Here is a 14,494-nt window from a genome sequence, read left to right on the forward strand (position 1 = left end):
CTCCTGCGTAACAGCGTTGGCGTTGATGTGGCGCATGATAGTGCGGTAGCCGCCCCGACGCGCTTTGTCATCACGGCGCCGCGCAGCAGCGCACCGATGCTTTACTTTGCGGCGCTGCGACCCCGGCTCGCCGCCGGGGTCGAAAATCCCCAGCGGAACAGGCGTTCTGCCTCTTCGCGCCGTGCTTTTTCGCTGGGCAGTCCGGCGATGATGACAATCAGTCGGCGGCTGTCGCGTTTGGCGGACCCCAGCAAGCAATAGCCCGCCTCGGCGGTGTAGCCGGTTTTCAGCCCGTCGGCGCCCGCGACACGACCCAGGATCGGATTGCGGTTCGGCTGGACAATCGGCTTGCCGTCGGGCGAAGTCCCGTGTTGGAGCCTTGGCATCCCGAAATAGCGCGCATAATCTGACGGATGGTCGCGAATCAGCCGTTCGGCCAGCAATAGCATATCGTTGGCGCTGACTTTCGTGACTCCCCCGTCCGGCCAGCCGCTGGCGGTCCCGAACCGGCTCGACGTCATCCCCAACCTTGCTGCTATATCGTTCATTCTTTTGACAAAGGCCTGTTCGCTTCCATCGATACCGACGGCGAGCGTCGAGGCCGCGTCATTTCCGGAAACAGTTATCAGCCCTTTCAGCAGGTCATCGACCGAAACCCGCTCCCCCGCGCGAAGGAACATTTTCGAAGCGCGCTCCCGCGCGGACCACGTCTTCCATGTCGCCTCGCTGACCGTGAAACGCCGGTCGCGCGTCAGTTCACCGCGCTTCACCATGTCGAGTACGACATAGGCGGTCATCACCTTGACCATCGAAGCCGGGGCAAACCGTTTGTCGGCACCGCGCGCGAAAAGCACTTCACCCGAACCCATATCTTTGATCATGACCACCGGGGCGTCGGTTACAAAGGATGGAGCGGACGCCGCCGGAGGCTTGTTTGGCGATTGCGCCGAAGCGGCGCCCGATGTCGCGATCGACATCATGACGGCGGCTGCTAACAGCAGGCAGCACGCGGTTGATATTGTGCGTTCTTCAGTCACCCTCGGGCGTTAGCGTTCGCGCTGGAGCATGGCGTCGCGGAAACCCTTGCCACGGGCCTGGGCGAGCGCCGTGCGCGCCTCGGCCTCGCTGGCGAACGGCCCCATGCGAACCCGCCACAGCTTTCCAGCCGGACTTACGGTGCCGCCGACGGTTTGTGCCACGCTATTGGCGCGGGCTTCGCTGCTGAACGCTCCGACCTGAACGGCGAACTTGCCGCCCGCCGCCGGTGCCGCGGGCGGGACTGTTTTCGCCGGTGCTGCGCCGCGAACCTCCATTCGGTCGTCGCCCGGTTTCGCCTTGCCCGATGCCACCGGCGCGGCGGGCTGGTTCGTGACCGGCGCAGCTTCGGCGGATTTGGGTGCCGGCAAAGCCTTGAGCTTGGTGCGCAGGATCGACAGCAGCGAATCGGGCGTCACGATGCGTTCGGGAACCGGACGACCGGCACGCAACTGTGCGCGCTCGGCGGCCGGCGGGTTGGTGCGCCGCACCCGGACGGCCGAGAGCCCCTCGGTCAGCCCAAGCTGTTCGGCGGCGCCGCGCGACAGGTCGATCAGCCGATCGCCGGCCATCGGACCACGGTCGTTGACACGGACGAGGATGGTGCGTCCGGTATCGAGCGCGGTCACTTCGACATAGCTAGGCAGCGGAAGCGTCTTGTGCGCGGCGCTGATGGCATCGGGATTGAAGATTTCGCCGTTTGCAGTCGGTCGCCCGGCGAGCTCGTCGCCGTACCAGCTGGCATAGCCGACATCGTCATAATCGGCGACGTCGGCGGGCGTATAGGTCACGCCGCCGATCGTATAGGGCTCGCCGATCTTGACCGGCGTATCGCTAACCCCGGTGACCGCCTCGGCCGGCGGCGCGGCCGGGACCGCCCGTCCCTCGCCGCGCCCCTCGATACCACCGCAACCGGTCAGGATCAGTGCAGACCCGGCCCAAAGCGCGCTGTTCTTAACGATCGATTTCATCCGCCAGCAGCCCCACTGATAGTGCGTAAAAATTGGAACAATTATAGTCCAATATCGCACGATAGTTACCGGTCAGCAAATAAGCGGTCCGGCCGGGGCCGTCGGGTTCGAGCAGCACGGCCTGAATCTGGCCGTCGGGCCAGCGGCCACCGACGGGCTGGATGCCGTCGGCGCGCCATTCGGCCATCGAGCGCCAGCGACTGTGGCGCGCAAAGACGCGCGGGCAGCGTGTCGGGCTGAGGCGGCTTGCGACGCGGCTGCGGTCGAAACCGCCGGGGACGGTGACGGCCACGCCCCATGGCTGCCCCGCGCGCCAACCGGCGCGGCGGAGATAGGCGCCGATCGATTCGATTGCATCGGCTTCGCTCGACCAGATTTCGGCGCGCCCGTCGCCGTCGCCGTCCTCGGCCACCGCCAGATACACCGAAGGCAGGAACTGCGGATAACCAAAGGCACCGGCCCAGCTGCCCTTCAACACGCTGCGCGGCACGCCCTTTTCGACCATTTCCAGCGTCGCCAGAAATTCGGGTTCGAACAGGCTACGACGGCGTCCTTCATAGGCGAGGGTCGCGAGCGCTTCGGGCAGGTCGAAACTGCCGGTCACTTGGCCATAGGCCGTTTCATGCCCGTATATCGCGATCATGATACTAGTCGGTACGCCGGTCCGCGCCTCGATCCGCGACAGTAGCGGCAACAGCCGGTCATGGACGCGCCGTCCGCCATTGATCCGCGCCGCGTCGACGTGCCGTGCCTTGTACGGCGCAAAATTCGGAATCGGGGTGTCGGCGGTGGGCGGCGTGCCCAGATTGTCGCGGTCCAAGGCAATCACCCGCGGGTTGTAACGCAGTCCCGCCGTCACCCGGTCAAAAGTCTGGCGCGAAACGCCCCGCGCTTGCGCCTTGGGCCACAGCGATTGCACATAGGCATCGAAGCCGCTGTCGCCGCTCTGCGCGTGAAGCGGCGCCGAGGCGGTGAGCAGCCAGGCCGACAGAACCGCAGATGCGACGCCCAAAAGGCGCCCGAATTTAAGTTTGATAGCGTGCGTCATGACCCCACCCATAGGGCGTGTCTCGCACAGATGCGAGCCACTTGGCTAGGATGCGACAAGACGAGCCGAGTCATTCGCGCGGCAGGTCGAGCCGCCAATGTTTTTCTTGCCGCCCGGCGGCAGCGCGCTATGGCGGCGGGGTCGCGGACAGGTGGCCGAGTGGTTTAAGGCAGCGGTCTTGAAAACCGCCGTGGGTGGAAGCTCACCGTGGGTTCGAATCCCACCCTGTCCGCCAGATATCTTGCAACTCACGACGCCGGTACCGGGCAATTGGCGGGGCGCGGACGCAGCAGGGCGCGACCGGCGGCGACGCCCGTTGCCTGCCCGTTTTCAATCGCCGCCTGGCCGTTCACGAACAGGTGGCGAACTCCGACGGTGAGTTCGCGGGGGCGGAGATAATCGGCGCGCGGGGCATAGCCGGCGGGGTCGAATATCACGACATCGGCGTGATAGCCGGGCCGCAGATAGCCGCGGCGGTCGAGTTTGTAGATGTCGGCCGTCCGCCCTGTTGATTGGCGGATGAAGGTCGCAAGGTTTATGACCTGCCGTTCGCGGACATAGCGGACATATTTTTCCGGGAAGCTGGCGAACATGCGCGGGTGACCCGCCGATCCGTCGGACGAGGTCACCATCCAGGGCTGTTGCATGAACAGGTCGACGTCCGCCTGCGCCATGTTGAACGACGCAATGGCGGTGCCACCGCCGCGTTCGCCGCGCAGTTTCTCGTTCACGCTCTGCCGGATGATCCGCAGCGCGGCATCGCGGCTGTCGAGTTTCCATTCGTCGGCGACCTCCTCCAGCGTTTTTCCGACCCAGGGAAATCCCTGGCCGATCAGCAGCAACGCCTTTGCGCCGCCACGTCGCCGCAGATTTTCCTGCATTTCATTGCGGATGCGCGCAAGCATTGCCGGGTCGTCGAGCCGCGCGAGCAGCGCCGCCCCGCCGCCGTCCACCGCCCAGCGCGGCAGCAGTGCGGCGTCGAGATTCGTTCCCGACGCGAGCCACGGATATTGGTCGGCGGTCACCTCGACGCCCTCGGCCCGCGCACGCTCGATTTCGGATATCACCGCTGCGGCCCGGCCGTGAACGTCGATGCCGAGCGCTTTCAGATGCGCGAAATGGACCGGCATGCCGGCCTGGCTGCCGATTTCGATCGCTTCCCTGACCGAACCGAGCAAGCCGATGCTGTAACTCGATTCGTCGCGCTGATGTGTGTCGTAAATGCCGCCGCGGTCCGCGGCTTCGCGCGCGACCGCGATAACTTCGGCGGTCGTCGCAAAGCTTTGCGGCGCATAGAAAAGCCCCGCCGAAAAACCGATCGCGCCCTCGCACATTCCCTTGGCGACCAAGGCCTTCATCTCGCCAAGTTCGGCGTCGGTCGGTGCTCGCGCATCCTGCCCCAGCACGCGCTGCCGCACGGGACCGAAGCCGACGAAAGGAACGACATTGGTGCCGATCCCCGATTGGGTCAGCCGCGCCGCATCGGCGGCAACATCGGGCGTTCCGCCCCCGTCGACCCCGATCATGACCGTGCTGACCCCCTGATAAAGCCACGGCGCGTTCAGCCTTGCCTGTTGCTCCGGTGACCGCAGCAAAGCATCGGCGTGGGTGTGCGGGTCGATAAACCCGGGTGCGACGATCATGCCCGTCGCGTCGATCACGCGCTTGGCCCGCTGGCGGACCGACGGTCCGACCGCGACGATCCGGTCGTCGCGGATCGCCACGTCACCGACGAAAGCGATGCCTTCCCCGCCGTCGTGGATCGTGCCGCCGCGAATGATGACATCGACGGTGTCGCCCGGACTGGCTCCGGCGCCGACCGTGCCCAGAATCGCCGCCAGCGACGACAGAAGAACTAAGGATCGCCTGACGGATGTGGCGTTGAAGGATCTGGGCATTGGCATCACTTTTCGACAAATCGCCGCGTAACAGGGGCACGACCGAATCCGGGCGACCATATTGCCCGTGCATTGCGCGGCCAAGAATGTCCCGAACGACAGGCGGCGGTCCAGACAGGGGTGTTGCCGCGCCCATAACCCGATGGCATAATGTCGGCTGACCGTCACTGTCGGCGGAATTCGTGCGGCGAACGACGAGGTGGGTCGCCACCCGCTCACAGCGATCAGGAACAGCTTTCGAATGAACCTTCGCCAGATCGAGATCTTTCATGCGGTGTTCCTGCACGGGACGGTCAGCGCCGCCGCGCGCGCGCTCAACGTGTCGCAGCCGTCGGTAACGAAGGTGTTGCGTCATGCCGAACGGTCAATCGGGCTGACGCTGTTCGAACGGTCGAAAGGTCGGCTGATCCCGACGCAGGACGCGCACACCTTGTTTGCCGAGGTGTCGGACATTCAGGACCGGGTGCGCTCGCTGCGCCAGGCATGTCAGAATCTGCGGCATGGCCGCGGCGGGTTGCTGCGGATATCGGCGCTGCCTTCGCTCGGCCTTGGAGCGATTCCTGCGGCCGTGGCCCGCTTCCTCGGCGACCATGAAGACGTGATGTTCGATCTGCAGACGTTGCATCACGATGAAATGGTCCGGAAACTCTACGAACATGAAACCGACATCGCGGTCGGGTTCGAAGTGCCGCTGTCGGCGCCCGTCGCGCACCAGGTCATCGGCGAGGGCGAACTGGTCGTCATCTATCGCGAGCTGGACATGCCGGCCGCGCCGCCGCGCCTGCACCTCGACGAGCTGCGCGGTCACAAATTCATCAGTCCGGTTCAGAACGGGCCGATCGGCCGGATGTTGTCGAGCGAGCTCAGCCGGCTGGAAGTCACGCTCGACGAGGTGATCTCGGCGCGTACCTATTATGTCGCTGCCGCGCTCGTCGGGGCCGGCGTCGGCATGGCGATCGTCGATAATTTCACCGCGCATGCCGTGCTGGCGCCAGGTCTGGCGAGCCGCCCGCTTCAGCCTGCGATCACCTTCGACATCAATGCGGTCTATTTGCAGAACCGCCCGCCGTCGAAAACGGCGTCGGCGTTCCTCGACGTGCTGGCGACGGTGATCGAAGGATTATAGCATCAGGCTATAGGATATGAGGCGCTGGATATTGGGCAAGCCGCCGGGCGGGGATAGAAATGGCGCCTTTCCAGTCACGCAGGTTTTGCACGTCATGATTGCTACCCCCTATCTTCTCTATCTGGGCCATTCGACCGATCCCGCCGATATCAAGACTTCGCGCGGGCTCGCGGTGTTTCGGCCGGAAATCTGTGTCGGTGAATATCGGCACGACGATTGTACGCTGACCCTTGACCTGCCGCGCATGGATTTCGCTGCGGCGCGGGCGGCAGGCGCGAAAACGCTCGTGTTGGGGATCGCCAATGCGGGCGGCAAGCTGGGCGATGCGCTGATCGTCGATGCGCTTGCCGCGCTGGAAGCAGGGCTGGACATCGCCTCTGGCCTCCATCAACGCCTGAATGCCGAACCGCGGCTGGCAGAGGCGGCGGCACGGCTGGGCCGCAAGCTGCACGACGTACGCGAACCGCGGCCCGACATTCCGATCGGCAATGGCAAGCCGCGGGCTGGCAGGCGGCTGCTCACGGTCGGCACCGACTGCTCGGTTGGCAAGATGTACACCACGCTCTGCCTTGCCCGCGCGCTCGAAAAACGGGGCGTCACGGCCGATTTCCGCGCGACCGGCCAGACCGGTATCCTGATTGCGGGCGATGGCGTGCCGCTCGACGCGGTGATTGCCGACTTTATCTCGGGCGCGATCGAACAGATTTCGCCCGCGCGCAGCGACGATGGCTGGGATCTGATCGAGGGACAGGGTTCGCTCTATCATCCCTCCTTTGCCGGCGTGTCGATGGGCCTGATCCACGGCGCCCAGCCGGAGGCGCTGGTGCTGTGTCACGACCCCGTGCGGCCGCATATGCGCGGGCTGCCGCACTATAAGCTACCGGGGATCGGCGACTGTATCGAAGCCAATCTTCGTGCGGCGCGGCTCACCAGCGCCAATGTGCGGATGGTCGGAATCGCGCTCAACACATCGGCGATGCCCGAAGCCGAGGCAGCGGCGCTTTGTGCGCGCACCGAGGCCGAGTCCGGGTTGCCAACGAGCGACCCCTATCGTTTCGGTGTCGAGACGATCCTCGACCGGTTGCTGGGCGTCGAAGCCGCGGTGCCCGCCGCTGTGCAAACCGCCTGACGCCTGGCCATGCCCCGCGTCCTTTCGGTATTCGCCGAGACCTTTCCGCTTCATTCGCCCTTCCGTATCTCGCGCGGTACCAAGACGGCTGCCGAGGTGGTGACCGTCATGATTTCGGAGGACGGCGTCATCGGGCGCGGGGAAGGCGTCCCCTACCCGCGCTACGGGGAAAGCGTCGATAGTGCGATCGCAGTCATCGAGGGATTACGGTCGGCGATCGAACGCGGCGCCGATCGGCACGAGATCATGCAATCGATGCCGGCGGGATCGGCGCGCAATGCTGTCGATTGTGCGCTGTGGGATCTGGAATTGCGGCAAGGCGGCGGCGATGTGGCCGCGGCGCTTGATCTGCCGGTGCCGCTCGCTCCCATCGTCACCGCGATGACGGTCGGGCTCGATACGGCGGAAAATATGGCGCGCGCCGCCGCTGCCCTCGCCGCCGCGCCGCTGCTGAAGGTCAAGGTCGACCGCCGCGACCCCGCGTCGCTGATGCGCGCGGTCCGCGCCGCCGCGCCCAAGGCGCGGATGATTGTCGACCCGAACGAAAGCTGGACGATCGACGAGGTCCGCGATCTGCAGCAGTTGATGATCGAGCTCAAAATCGACCTGCTGGAACAGCCGCTGCCCGCCGACGCCGATTGCGATCTCGTCGGCTTTCGGTCCGCGATCCCGATTGCGGCCGATGAAGCGGTGCATGTCGCGACCGATCTCGACGCGCTGCCCGATGGCTATGGCGTGGTGAACATCAAACTCGACAAGACCGGCGGGCTGACCGCGGCGCTCGAACTTGCCGCGGCGGCACGGCAGCGCGGCTTGGGGGTGATGACCGGCTGCATGATCTGTTCGTCGCTGTCGATCGCCCCAGCGTGGGCGGTTGCCGCAAAGAGCGACTTCGTCGACCTTGACGGACCGCTCTGGCTTGCCGAGGATCGGTCGGGCGGCGTCAGGGGTGCCAACGGGCTGTTGTCGCCGCCGCAGCCCGGGTTCTGGGGCGGTATCTGACGACCATGGGAACGGGGGGGCGATGACGGGTTTGATGCGCGGCTGGTTTGCCATTCCGCTTTGGAAGCGGGTGCTGGGCGCGATGGTCATCGGCGTCGCGCTGGGCCTGCTGTGGCCTGCGGCGACCGGCGCCATCGCCTTTATCGGCGACCTGTTCGTCCGCCTGATCCGGATGCTGGTCGTCCCGATCGTGTTCATCAGCATCGCTTCCGGTGTGACCGCGCTTGCCGATCCCCGCAAGCTGGGTTCAGTTGGCGCGCGCACGGTATCGCTGTTCGCGGCCACCACGGCCTGTGCGGTGTCGATCGGCATCGCCGTGGGATTGTTTCTGGAACCGGGCAAAGGAGCTGCGCTCGGCACCGCGGCGCCGCATGCACTGGGCGAGCCCAAATCGCTGTACGACCAACTGATGGGCATCGTCCCGGTCAACATCGTGCAATCGCTGGCCGAAGGGGACATGCTGGCGATCATCTTTTTCGCGATGATGCTCGGGTTCGGCGTCATTCTTGCCGGCGACAAGGGCCGCCCGGTCGCCAATTTGCTGCAATCGGCGGGCGAGGTGATGTTCCACCTCGTCCGTATCATCATGGAAGTCACGCCGTTCGGTGTGCTGGCACTGATCGGCAAGGCCGTCGCCGACAATGGCGTTGCGGTATTTGCCAATGTCGGATGGCTTGCGGTCGGCGTCGCGGCAGGCGTCATTCTCCAGATATTGCTGGTCCACCTCCCCCTCATCGCTTTTGTCGCGCGGCAGCGCGTGCTGCGTTTTTACCGCACCATCGTCGACGCGCTGGCGGTGGCGTTTTCGACTGCGTCGTCCGCCGCCACCTTGCCCGTGGCACTGCGGATCGCCCGCGACGACCTGAAGATCGCGCCGGGCGTCGCCTCGACGGTGCTGCCGATCGGCGCCAGCATCGGCAAGGACGGCACCGCGATGTATGTCGGGCTGCTCAGCATTTTCGGCCTGCAAGCGCTCGGCATCGAACCCGACGCGTCGATGCTCGCGATCGTGCTGCTCACTGGAGCGCTTGCGGCCTTCGGCACCGCACCGATCCCGTCCGCTTCGCTGTTCATGCTCGCCGCGGTACTGGCGTCGGTCGGCGTCTCGCCCGAACAGACCGCCTTGATCGTCGGGTTCATCCTGCCGTTCGACCGGCTACTCGACATGACGCGCACGGTCGCCAGCGCCAGCGCCAACCTGACCGTCACCACGGTGGTCGCGCGCTGGGAAAAGGCGATCGGCGACAGCACCGAGACTGAACCCCTATCGCAGGAGGCGCCACAATGAACCTGCAAGCGGTTTGTGATCGCGGCTTCGAGTCGGCGCTTGCAGCCGTCCAGCGCGGTGACATCCCGGCGGCGGCGCTGGGCGTTGTGACCGCCACGGGCGAGAGTGCCGCATGTCTTGCAGGCATGGCGGCGCTGGAACCCGCGCGCGAGGCACTGACCCGCGACCACTGGTTCGACCTTGCGTCGCTCAGCAAGGTGATCGCAACCACCACGATCATCCTGATGCTGGCCGACCAGGGACGCCTCGACCTTGACCGGCCGCTCACCGACGCGATCCCCGATCTGCGCCAATATGACATTGCGAACGCACCCGAACGGTCGCTGACGTTTCGCGACTGCCTGATGCACCGGACCTTCCTGCCCGCGGTCGAGCCCATCTACACCTATGATGCCGATCCCGCGCGGCTGCGCGCCTTTGTGCTGCAACGCGCATGGCGGCAGGGGCCGCCGGTCTATTCGGACATCAATTTCATCCTGCTCGGGATCGCAATCGAACGCATGACCGGGGTACCGCTCTCCGATTGGCCGCTCGGCAAGGGACTGGGCTATGGTCGCCCGCCCGGCCCGGCGGTTGCGACAGAATTTTGCACTTGGCGCGGCCGCGTCTTGAAGGGCGAGGTCCATGACGAAAACGCCTTTGCGCTCGGCGGTGCAAGCGGTCACGCTGGCGTGTTCGGTACCGTCGACGGGGTGCTGGGCTTTGCGCGCGCGACGCTGGACGGATCACGGCTATCCGAAGCAATGGTGGCCGAAATCCGGACCGCGGGCGAGCGCAACCGGACCTGTGGTTGGCAAAAGGCGTTTTCGGGCTGGCACGGCGGCAGCCGCTGTTCGGCGGAGACTATCGGGCACACGGGCTTTACCGGCACCGGCCTTTGGATCGATTTTGAACGCGGGCTCGCCTGGACGCTGCTGACGAACCGCGTCCACCCGTCGCGGCATCGCGAAAGCGGGATCACGACGCTCCGCCCCGCGGTTGGCGAAGCTCTTGTTGCGGCGTGGGAGGAAACACGAACCACATGACGATGAAATTCCGGCATATCGCCCTTCCCTCACTTTTGGCGCTGTCCTTGTCGCTGGCACCGGCTGCCGCGCGCACCCCCGATACGTCATCGGTTCAGACGATCGCCGAGCAAAAACTGGCCGATCGACCCGCGGGATCGCGCGTCGGTTTGCTGGTGACGACGATGGAGGGCGAAACGCTGGTGTCGATCACCCCCGACCAGCGCTTCATTCCGGCGTCGAACACCAAGATGTTCACGACCGCGATCGGTTACGCGCAGCTCCCCGTGCTTGAAAGCACGGCGAAAGGAACCGGCGTGCGGATCGATCGGTCGAAAAGCGCACCCGACGTCGTGCTCCACGGTCGCGGCGACCCGCGGCTGTCGAGCGCCGACGACTGCGTTCAGAATTGTTTGCAGATGCTCGCCGATGCCATAGCGCGGACCACCCGCCACGTTCGCCACATTATCGGCGACGATAGCTGGCTGCCCGACGAGCGCTGGAGCCCGGGGATGAGCTGGAACAACATCCAGTCGCGATACGGCACCGCGACCTCGGCACTGACGCTCGACGACAATGAACTGGTCGTGATGCTGACCCCCGGCGCCGTCGGTACCGCTCCCCGGCTGGCGTCGTCGGGTTATTATGATATCGAAAACCGCATCGTGACGGTGGCGGGCAAGGACGAGGATGTCGTCGCTGAGCGTATGCCGAACAGCCGGACGCTGCGGCTGACCGGCACGATCGGCGCCGATGCGCCCGCGATGACGCTGCGCTACGGTATCGACGATCCGGCCCATTTTGCCGCCTGGCGACTGCGCGAACTGTTGCGCGCGCGCGGTGTGCGGGTCGATGGCAACATCGACGTGCGCCACCGCCCGCTGACGCCTGCCGACGATCCCAAGCAGCGTGGCACGACCCTGTTCGAGGCTCCGGTCGAACCCGTCATGCTGGCCGAGCTGACGCCGCAACCGCTCGCCGAAAATATGATCCGGATCAACAAGGAGAGCCAGAATCTCCACAGCGAATTGATGCTGCGGCGGGTCGCCCGGCAGAGTGGCAGCGGCTCGATTGCCGACGGGCAGGCGGTGATGCGCCGCGTGATGACCGAGGCAGGGATCGCGGAAACGGGTTATGATTTTTCCGATGGGTCGGGAATGTCAACATACAACCGTATCACGCCGCGCGCGGCGGTCGGCCTGCTGGCCTGGATTGCGCGCCAGCCGTGGGGCGCGGCCTGGCGCGACACGCTGCCGATCGCCGGGCGTGACGGGACCTTGCAGAACCGCTTCAAGGGCACGTTGCTCGAAGGCAAGCTATTCGCCAAGACCGGGTCGCTCAACGCCAGTCGCGCGCTGTCCGGCTATATGGTGACGCGCAGCGGGCGGACGCTGATCTTTTCGGTGCTCGCCAATGATATGCCGAACGGCACCGATAGCCAGGCGACCGCCGCAGTGGACCGGATGCTCGTCGCGATCGCCGAGGCGCTATAGCTTCGGCGTAATCGCCATCCGGCTCACCGCGTGGCGATCGACGGCCGCCTTGCTGAACCACATCGGCTGCATCGCTCCCGCGAGCCACTTTGGGTAGAAGTCGCGATAGCGCGGCGAACGCGGATCGGCCGACTGGCCGGGCAGCAAGAGATACCGGCTGTTGTCCCACGCACCGACGTCGGCGACGAACAGAAAACTCGCGCCGTGCGATACCTGAAAGCCGCGTCGCGAGTTGAAGCCGCGCGCCATCGGCGTGGTACCGTCGCCACCCGACCGGCCGCCTTCGATCTTCGGGAACGCGGCGGCGATCGCTTTGTTCACCGACGCCAGCGGATGCGCGATGTTGACCCGGTGCAGATTGCCCCACTGCCATTTCGCCGGATCATTGCCGCCCAGCTCGACCGCCTTCGCCCAGCCCGCCGCCAGCGCGCCGTCGACCAGCGCATCGCGCGCCGCGGCGGGATCGTCACCGAGGCGCTGGTCGGGTGCCGCGAGGATGCGCAGCATTTCGGACAGATTGACCGTCGGGATCAGGTCGAGCGCCGCGGCGGGCACGATCCGTTCGCGGAAGCTGGCCGATAGCGCCACCATCACCATTTCGAACAACAGCGCCGCGGCGCTGTCGGCCTCGATGCCACAATCCCAGCGGCGCAGCATGGCCGTTGCCGCTGCCGCCGCAGGCGACGGGTTGGCGGGCAGCAGCTGCAAAAGCGCGCGCGCGGGCAGCGACTGGACATCATGTTGCAACGCAATGCTGTCCTCGATCCGGTGCTTCGGCTGGCTTCGCAGCACCTCGGCCACGCGGTTGTAGCGAAAGGGATCGCTCCAGGTGAAACTGATGATCCGCTCGCGGTACGGATAATCGGCGGGCAGGTTCATCTCGTTCGCCGAGGCAAACCAGCCTTCGCGCGGGTTATAGACCGACGGCATATCCTTGACCGGGATCAATCCGGTCCAGTCGTAATCGCCGTCGCCGGGAGCGGGAAACAGACCGTCATGCTTCGATCGACGCGGGGTGAAGCCGATCGTCTGCCAGCCGGTATTGCCGTTGATGTCGGCGTAGTGCAGATTGGTCGGCGACACGTGCAGCTTGAACGCTTCCTGCAATGTCGCCCAGTCCTTGGCCAGATTGATCGCGATGATCGCAAAGCGCTGGTTGGCACCGGGCAACATGCTGACCGTCGCCAGCGCGACGGCGCGGTTGCGCGACGGATCTTGCGAGACGACCGGCCGCCCGTCGGCATAGCGAAACCGTCCGCGCTCGGGCGCCGCCCCTTTGACGGCAATCTCGTCCTCGAAGATTTCGAAGGCCCGCCATTTGCCCTTGTGCCAATATTGGTCGCCATTGCCTTCGCGTGTTTTCAGGACGAACAGGTCGGTCTGGTCGATATGGAAATTGGTGCGGCCAAAGGCAAAGCGGTCGGTGTGCCCCTGCATGATGCCGGGCAGTCCCGGCGCCCCCGCGCCCATCACGTCGAGGCCGGGGGCGGTCAGATGGATCATGTGCCGCGGGCTGGCGCCGCCGATGCCCAAGTGCGGATCGTTGGCCAGGATCGGGCGCCCCGTCGCGCTGCGCGACGCGGCGATCGTCCACGCGTTGCTGCCCAGTGCGAAGCGGTCGCCTTCGGGCTGGTCGGGGCCGGTGCGCGGTTCCTCCAGCGAGTCATAGGGCATCGGCCTGTTTGCCGGGTCGAGCATCCCCAGATCGGCGTCGCGGACCGCGGCGACGTCAAGGCCGTCGGGAACCGAAAAGGACCAGGCGGGACGAAGCGGCATCATCAGCTGTTCGGCGTCGATCAGGCCGCGCGCTTGCAGCTGGGCGCGACGGACCTCGTCATCGGCGTCGCCCATGCCGACGCCGCGGCGCTTGACGAGATCGCGAATGTCCCAGCGGAGCGGTTCAAAACCGAGTATTCCATACTCCAGCGGCATATCCGCCGGATTGTCCGCAAGTTCATCGACCCGCGCATTGACGCCCGCCACATATCCGCGCGCACATTCCAGCACCTCGGCAGGCAGCGCGGCCAATTCGGCGTCGATGTCACCGCGATAGTGGAACAGGCGCGCCGCCCGGTCGGCGGCAACAAATGCTGGTCCGAAAGCTTCCGCCATCCGGCCCATTTCGCGGCGATGGTCGATGTCGAGCTGAAACAGCCGGTCGCGCGCCACCAGATAGCCCTGTGCAAAGAAGGCGTCATGCTTGGACGCTGCGCGCACATGCGGGACCCCCAGTTCGTCCTCGACGATCTCGATCGGCGCCCGCGCTCCCTCCAGTGCGATTCTTTTCACTCCGCCCCGGATCCGGGGCTGGGCCATCAGGCTGCCCGGCAATGCAACAAGTGCGGCGGAGGCGAGCAGGAATGCGCGGCGCTGGATCAAAGGGGCTTCTCCAAGTTGCGACAGGGATATCAAAGCCTATCGCAGCCCATCCGCGTGCCGTTATAACAAGCGCGGTACGCCCTATAAACTCAGGCTATTCGGCGCTCGCCGGACGCGCGCT

The 14,494-nt window shown here is 65.6% G+C and carries 11 protein-coding genes and 1 tRNA gene; 7 read left to right on the plus strand and 5 right to left on the minus strand.

Translation table 11 applies throughout. The features are described 5' to 3' along the window. Window positions 1-101 precede the first annotated feature (101 nt). From IR187_RS01765 to IR187_RS01775, 3 genes are all read right to left on the minus strand, one after another. Window positions 102-980: a D-alanyl-D-alanine carboxypeptidase family protein gene (locus IR187_RS01765; protein WP_324187623.1), complete on the minus strand. Its 879-nt coding sequence runs from the start codon at window positions 978-980 to the stop codon at window positions 102-104. Between the two features lie 66 nt (window positions 981-1,046). After that, window positions 1,047-2,006 carry a septal ring lytic transglycosylase RlpA family protein gene (locus tag IR187_RS01770; protein ID WP_194952973.1) on the minus strand — a complete coding sequence of 320 codons (960 nt, stop codon included), beginning with the start codon at window positions 2,004-2,006 and terminating at the stop codon, window positions 1,047-1,049. Next, window positions 1,990-3,054 carry a lytic murein transglycosylase gene (locus IR187_RS01775; protein ID WP_194952974.1) on the minus strand — a complete coding sequence of 355 codons (1,065 nt, stop codon included), beginning with the start codon at window positions 3,052-3,054 and terminating at the stop codon, window positions 1,990-1,992. The genes IR187_RS01770 and IR187_RS01775 overlap by 17 nt, the downstream gene beginning before the upstream one ends. 145 nt (window positions 3,055-3,199) lie before the next feature. Here IR187_RS01775 and IR187_RS01780 point away from each other — a divergent pair. Next, window positions 3,200-3,289 (plus strand) — tRNA-Ser (locus IR187_RS01780). Window positions 3,290-3,302: 13 nt separating this feature from the next. Here IR187_RS01780 and IR187_RS01785 read toward each other — a convergent pair. After that, on the minus strand, window positions 3,303-4,952 hold the full coding sequence (locus IR187_RS01785) for an N-acyl-D-amino-acid deacylase family protein (RefSeq protein WP_194952975.1): 1,650 nt from the start codon (window positions 4,950-4,952) through the stop codon (window positions 3,303-3,305). A 241-nt stretch (window positions 4,953-5,193) separates the two neighbouring features. Here IR187_RS01785 and IR187_RS01790 point away from each other — a divergent pair, with 241 nt between their 5' ends. The 6 genes from IR187_RS01790 to dacB all read left to right on the plus strand — a co-directional run bounded on the left by IR187_RS01790 (window position 5,194) and on the right by dacB (window position 11,994). Then, window positions 5,194-6,078, plus strand: coding sequence for a LysR family transcriptional regulator (locus IR187_RS01790; protein WP_194952976.1), 885 nt, complete (start codon window positions 5,194-5,196; stop codon window positions 6,076-6,078). A 94-nt stretch (window positions 6,079-6,172) separates the two neighbouring features. Continuing rightward, window positions 6,173-7,207, plus strand: a complete 1,035-nt coding sequence (gene dgcN, locus IR187_RS01795; protein WP_194952977.1) for an N-acetyltransferase DgcN — start codon at window positions 6,173-6,175, stop codon at window positions 7,205-7,207. Window positions 7,208-7,216: 9 nt separating this feature from the next. After that, window positions 7,217-8,209, plus strand: a complete 993-nt coding sequence (gene dgcA, locus IR187_RS01800; protein ID WP_194952978.1) for an N-acetyl-D-Glu racemase DgcA — start codon at window positions 7,217-7,219, stop codon at window positions 8,207-8,209. 22 nt (window positions 8,210-8,231) lie between these two features. Beyond that, the gene (locus tag IR187_RS01805) at window positions 8,232-9,497 is read left to right on the plus strand and encodes a dicarboxylate/amino acid:cation symporter (RefSeq protein ID WP_194952979.1); all 1,266 of its coding nucleotides are present in this window, start codon (window positions 8,232-8,234) and stop codon (window positions 9,495-9,497) included. Beyond that, complete coding sequence (locus tag IR187_RS01810) at window positions 9,494-10,522, plus strand: serine hydrolase domain-containing protein (RefSeq protein ID WP_194952980.1); 1,029 nt, start codon at window positions 9,494-9,496, stop codon at window positions 10,520-10,522. Before IR187_RS01805 ends, IR187_RS01810 begins: the two co-directional genes overlap by 4 nt. After that, window positions 10,519-11,994 (plus strand): D-alanyl-D-alanine carboxypeptidase/D-alanyl-D-alanine endopeptidase, encoded by a 1,476-nt coding sequence (gene dacB / locus IR187_RS01815; RefSeq protein ID WP_228765447.1) that lies wholly within the window; start codon window positions 10,519-10,521, stop codon window positions 11,992-11,994. The genes IR187_RS01810 and dacB overlap by 4 nt, the downstream gene beginning before the upstream one ends. Here dacB and IR187_RS01820 read toward each other — a convergent pair. After that, window positions 11,989-14,283, minus strand: coding sequence for a penicillin acylase family protein (locus tag IR187_RS01820; protein WP_324187624.1), 2,295 nt, complete (start codon window positions 14,281-14,283; stop codon window positions 11,989-11,991). The genes dacB and IR187_RS01820 overlap by 6 nt on opposite strands. Between the last annotated feature and the right edge of the window lie 211 nt (window positions 14,284-14,494).

Origin of the sequence: Sphingopyxis solisilvae, from assembly GCF_015475875.1 — a bacterium.
Taxonomy (GTDB): Bacteria; Pseudomonadota; Alphaproteobacteria; order Sphingomonadales; family Sphingomonadaceae; genus Sphingopyxis; species Sphingopyxis solisilvae.